Here is a 4598-nt window from a genome sequence, read left to right as displayed (position 1 = left end):
TGGTTGCTCAGCGCCTTGATCGGAGTCGTGTAGAAACACTTCTGCCCGCGCTCCAGCGCCAGATGTACGGCGAACTCGCCGACCAGCGTCTTGCCGGACCCGGTGGGCGCCGCGACCAGCACCTGGTGCCCGTCCTCGAGGGCGGCGCAGGCGCGCAGCTGGAACTCGTCCAGCTCGAAGTCGTAGAGCTCCCGGAACTCCTTCACGGCCGGATGCTCCTGGTCCGAGCGGAACGTGGCGTATTTCTCGGACGGGGTGCTCATGGACCCAATCTATGCGACACCACCGACAAAACGGTCGCCCAGGCGGTTCCTGACGAACGTCGCCGCGTGGTCGAGTGGGAACGACCCGAACCGGGCGTCGAACTCGGTCCGCTGCTCCTGCGGCGACCGGCCGTCCTCGCCCTTGGTGAACATGCTCCGCACATCCGCGCGATCTGCTGCGCTCATCGCCCGTCTCCCACCGATGGATTCCGTGACTGATCTCACAGCATCGTTCACGACATGACGCAGCCGGGCTCCCTTCCCTGGTGGTCCGAGGAGAGCCCGGCTGCGGTCCGGTGGTGGCTAGCTGATGTGGTACGGGTCGCCGTACACCTTCCAGTCCAGCGGGGTGTTCAGCGCGAGGTTGCCCTTCTTCAGCCAGACGCGCTGCGCGGTGTCGACGCGGCTGGTGTCGCTGTGCGCCTCCTCCTGCTTCATCGCCCAGACGCGGGCGTCCAGGAACGCGTTCAGGTACGTCGTCTCGTTACCGCCCTGCGACGGCGGCTTCGCGTGGCTGAGCGCACGCTTGCGGATCCCGCCGAAGCTGGTCGGGTCGTTGCCGTCGCCGTGCATGACGATCGCGTCGTAGTAGCAGAACTGTCCGAGGGTGCCGATACCGTCGGACTTGCCCTGTTTGACGGCCGGGTTGAAGTACACGCGGTCGCGCTCGTCGTTCTGGCACTTCTGGAACGCCGAGTCCTTGGCCGCGGTCTTCCAGTCCTTCGTGAAGTTCGGGTCGAGGCCCTTGTGCGAGGCGCTGCCGTTCACCTTGCGCAGCGCCGGCAGGTACTTCTCCAGCACGTTGCCCGGCTTCCGGCTCGAGTACAGCTCGACCAGGTCGAGCATGTCGCCCGTCCCCGAGCAGAACCCGATGATGCCCGCGGTGTAGCCGCGGCCGTCCTTGATGTCCTCGATGTACTTGTACTGCGCCTTCCAGTCCAGCGACGAGTTCTCCGCGCTGCAGACGATCTCCATCGCGATCTCCTTCTTCGCGGGATCGTCGAGGCCGGTCGCCTTCACCTGGACCGCGGCGTCGGCGGGCGACGCGTAGCGGGAGGCGGCGAGCCCGGCGGCCGGTACGGCGGCGAGCGACAGACCGAGCAGCAGCGTGGTCCGGCGGGTGGGGCGGTTCTCCATGGGGTCCTCCGAGGGGCGTCCGAGGAATGAACTGTTAGGAAGCTTTCCTATCAGACGAAGCCCATGGATGGAAATACCTCGGACGCCAATTTCAGTGGAACACGGTCAGCGCGCCCGGCGCGACACCGATGTCGACCGGCAGCGGCCCGAGCGGCTCGCCGTCGGCGTACGCCGTGATGCCCGGCGAGTCGATCCGGACCGTGTGCCCGCGCAGGGCGTGCACCGCCGGGTGGCCGACGTGGGTGCCCTTGGACAGCTTCGGGAACAGCTGCAGCAGGGTCAGCCGGGACACCGGCTTGATGATCGTGACGTCCAGCATCCCGTCGTCGATCTCGGCACCGGCGCAGATCTGCAGTCCGCCGCCGTACGTCGGACCGGTGCCGACCGCGACCAGCATCGCGGAGGTCTCGATCGGCTCGCCGTCGACGGTGACGACGTACTCGAGCGGGCTGAACGTGCGCAGCTCGGCGAGCGTCGCGACCGTGTAGCGCGAGCTGCCCTTCGGCCAGGACATCGCGTTCGCGCGCCTGTTCACCAGCGAGTCGAAGCCGCCGGCCACGACCGTGGTGATGAACTCGTCCTTCGCCACCGCGAGGTCGATCGCCCGGGTCCGGCCGCCGATCACCAGGTCGGCCGCGGCGCCCGGGTCCTTCAGCGGTACGCCGATGCCGCGGGCGAAGTCGTTACCGGTGCCGGCCGGGATCACGCCGAACGGCATCCCGGAGTTCGCCAGCACCTGTGCGCCGAGGTGGATCGTGCCGTCGCCACCGACCAGCGCGACCGCGTCCGCACCGGACGCGACCACCTCCGCGGCGATCCGGCCGACGTCCTCGGCGCAGGTGGTCGTGTGCACGTCCACGGTCAGCCCGGCAGCAGCCAACCGCTCCCGCACCACCGGCGCAATCCGCGCACCAAGCCCCCGCCCACTGGACGGATTGACGACCAACGCAATCCGGCGACTCACCGCACACCCCACGAAATCCCGCGCCGAACGCGCGACACCCACGGCGGTAGCGCACGCGCTCCCCACAACCCGCGCCGGAGGCGCGGTACGGAAGCGGGCACTCAGTCCGCCAGCAGTTCTTCGTTGCGGAGCTTGCGGCGCTTGTCGTTGATCCGCGCGATCACTTCGGAGGCGAGGAACAGGCCCGTCATCGGAATCGCCAGCAGACACATCGTGAACGGGTCACCGGACGGCGTCGCGACCGCGGCGAAGACGAAGATCGCCACGATGATGTACGGCCGGAACTTGGCGAGTGCGCTGGCCGGCACCACGCCGACCATGTTCAGCAGCACGACCACCAGCGGGATCAGGAACGCGATGCCGAAGACCAGCAACGTCCGGATCACGAAGTCGAGGTACTTCCCGAGCTCGACCAGGTTCTGCACCTGGTCCGGCGTGAACCCGAGCAGGATCTGGATGCCCTTCGGCAGCGTCCAGTAGCCGAGCGCGATACCGGTCGCGAACAGTGGCGTCGCGATCGCGGCGAACAGGTACGCCCACTTCTTCTCGCTGCGGTGCAGACCCGGCGCGATGAACGCCCACAACTGGTACAGCCAGATCGGTCCGGACAGCACCAGGCCGAGCATCGCCGACACCTTGATCCGGAACGTCAACGGATCGCCGACGCCCTGGAACGTGAGCTGCGGCTTCAGGCCCCGGTGCTCCGCGAACGGCCGGACGGCGGTCTCGAACGGATCCTTCAGGATCGCCAGCGCCGGGTAGTACACGAACCAGGCAGCAATCGTGCACACCACGATCGCGAGCACACTGATGAGCAGCCGGTTACGGAGCTCGACGATGTGTTCGCGCAGGGTCATCCGACCCTCTGGGTCCTTCGGGCGGCGGTCTTCTTTCGCCTTCCGTCGCCCGAACCTCACCATCGACACAGGTGGGGCGTTCTGTTCAGTTGGCCGTGTGCGTCGGCGGCAGGCCGTCGCCCGGCGCCTGGCCGTTCGCCTGGTTCGGCTGCGCCTGCGCCTGTGCCTGCTGGACCGGCTGCTGGACCTGTGCCGGGGCCTGCGAGGCCTCGTCGGTCAGCTCGCCGTCCTTCTTCCGAGGACCGACCTCGTCCTCCCAGATCTTCTTCGACTTGCCGAGCTGCTTGACCAGCTGCGGAAGCTTCGCCGATCCGAACAGCAGCACGACGATCGCGAGGATCACGAGCCACTCTGCGCCCTGGGGCATACCGAGGAGCGGTGCTGCCATGTCGATCTCCCTTTCACCATCAAACACTGCCAACATCAACCCGGGACTCGCGCCCGAGTCGTGGCCGAATACTACGCCGGTGCGTGCGCATCCTCACGGGTCTGTCCAGACCCGGCCTCGGACTGCGCTGCGGCCAGCTTGGACTGGGCGGCGACCAACTCACGCGTCAGTGCCTTGCCCTGGCGCCACAACTTCAGCGCGAGCAGCGCGAGGACGACCGTCCACACCACCACTACCGCGACGAAGAGCAGGAACCAGTACATATCCAGGAGCCTAGCCGGTTCGCGGCCGCGGCCCACGACCCACGGTGCGTCTCTGTGGACAACGGTGTCGGAACGTGATGGTAAAACCGAGTGTCGCGCAGGGTGGCTTCCGACGGAACGAGGATGCGGATGAGGCGGATCGGGGTGGCGGAACGGCAGGTCCGGCTCGGGCGGCGGCACCGGCTCGGAGCGGGCTGCCAGGCGGCGGACCCGGTCGAGGCGGCCGCGTCGATGGTCGCCCTGCACGCGACCGATCCGGCCACGGTGCACCTGAGCGTCGCCGCGCGCGTACCAGGGAGTGAGGTCGCGAGCACGGAGCGTGCACTGTACGACGACCGCGCGCTGATCCGGATGCTCGGCATGCGCCGTACCGTGTTCGTCGTCCCGACGCCGTTCGCGCCGGTCGTCCAGGCGGCGTGTACGGACGACATCGCGGTGAAGCAGCGGAAGCTGCTGGTGAAGCACCTGGCCGAGGCCGGGATCGCCGAGGACGCGGACACGTGCGGGCGGTGGCTGGCGGCGGTCGAGGAGTCGACCGCGACCGCGCTGGCGCTGCGCGGATCCGCGACCGCGCAGGAGCTGTCCGCCGACGAGCCGCGGCTGCGGACCCGGCTGAGCATGGCGGCCGGCAAGTCGTACGCCGCCCAGCCGTACGTGACGAGCCGCGTACTGTTCCAGCTCTCCGCCGAGGGCCGGATCGTCCGCGGCCGCCCGCTGGGGACCTGG

8 protein-coding genes are annotated in these 4598 nt (G+C 68.4%); 1 reads left to right on the top strand and 7 read right to left on the bottom strand.

Annotation, left to right across the window (positions count from 1 at the left end; all coding sequences use genetic code 11):
- The 7 genes from VFF46_RS28430 to VFF46_RS28400 all read right to left on the bottom strand — a co-directional run.
- The coding region (locus tag VFF46_RS28430; protein ID WP_325040292.1) for a DEAD/DEAH box helicase at nucleotides 1-263 on the bottom strand (263 nt) is incomplete at its 3' end.
- Between the two features lie 9 nt (nucleotides 264-272).
- Nucleotides 273-449 (bottom strand): hypothetical protein, encoded by a 177-nt coding sequence (locus VFF46_RS28425; protein ID WP_325040291.1) that lies wholly within the window; start codon nucleotides 447-449, stop codon nucleotides 273-275.
- 117 nt (nucleotides 450-566) lie between these two features.
- Nucleotides 567-1400, bottom strand: coding sequence for a chitosanase (locus VFF46_RS28420; RefSeq protein ID WP_325040290.1), 834 nt, complete (start codon nucleotides 1398-1400; stop codon nucleotides 567-569).
- A 91-nt stretch (nucleotides 1401-1491) separates the two neighbouring features.
- Nucleotides 1492-2364, bottom strand: coding sequence for a diacylglycerol/lipid kinase family protein (locus VFF46_RS28415; RefSeq protein WP_325040289.1), 873 nt, complete (start codon nucleotides 2362-2364; stop codon nucleotides 1492-1494).
- A 101-nt stretch (nucleotides 2365-2465) separates the two neighbouring features.
- On the bottom strand, nucleotides 2466-3221 hold the full coding sequence (gene tatC, locus VFF46_RS28410; protein ID WP_325040288.1) for a twin-arginine translocase subunit TatC: 756 nt from the start codon (nucleotides 3219-3221) through the stop codon (nucleotides 2466-2468).
- 85 nt (nucleotides 3222-3306) lie between these two features.
- Nucleotides 3307-3609: a twin-arginine translocase TatA/TatE family subunit gene (locus VFF46_RS28405; RefSeq protein ID WP_325040287.1), complete on the bottom strand. Its 303-nt coding sequence runs from the start codon at nucleotides 3607-3609 to the stop codon at nucleotides 3307-3309.
- A gap of 71 nt (nucleotides 3610-3680) precedes the next feature.
- Entirely contained in the window at nucleotides 3681-3872 is a 192-nt protein-coding gene (locus tag VFF46_RS28400; protein WP_325040286.1) for a hypothetical protein, read from the bottom strand.
- 129 nt (nucleotides 3873-4001) lie between these two features.
- Between VFF46_RS28400 and VFF46_RS28395 the strand changes: the two genes are divergently transcribed.
- Nucleotides 4002-4598, top strand: a 597-nt coding sequence (locus VFF46_RS28395; protein ID WP_325040285.1) for a DNA glycosylase AlkZ-like family protein, incomplete at its 3' end; no start/stop codon positions are given.

It is taken from the genome of Kribbella sp. (assembly GCF_035655035.1).
Classification (GTDB): Bacteria; Actinomycetota; Actinomycetes; order Propionibacteriales; family Kribbellaceae; genus Kribbella.
Note: the sequence above shows the minus strand (reverse complement) of the source record. Positions and strands in the feature narration are given on the sequence as shown.

Excerpts from the sequence above, each read along its gene's own strand:
- VFF46_RS28405 (WP_325040287.1), bottom strand. The coding sequence starts at position 3,609 with ATGGCAGCACCGCTCCTCGGTATGCCCCAGGGCGCAGAGTGGCTCGTG.
- tatC (WP_325040288.1), bottom strand. The coding sequence starts at position 3,221 with ATGACCCTGCGCGAACACATCGTCGAGCTCCGTAACCGGCTGCTCATC.
- VFF46_RS28425 (WP_325040291.1), bottom strand. The coding sequence starts at position 449 with ATGAGCGCAGCAGATCGCGCGGATGTGCGGAGCATGTTCACCAAGGGC.
- VFF46_RS28400 (WP_325040286.1), bottom strand. The coding sequence starts at position 3,872 with ATGTACTGGTTCCTGCTCTTCGTCGCGGTAGTGGTGGTGTGGACGGTC.
- VFF46_RS28420 (WP_325040290.1), bottom strand. The coding sequence starts at position 1,400 with ATGGAGAACCGCCCCACCCGCCGGACCACGCTGCTGCTCGGTCTGTCG.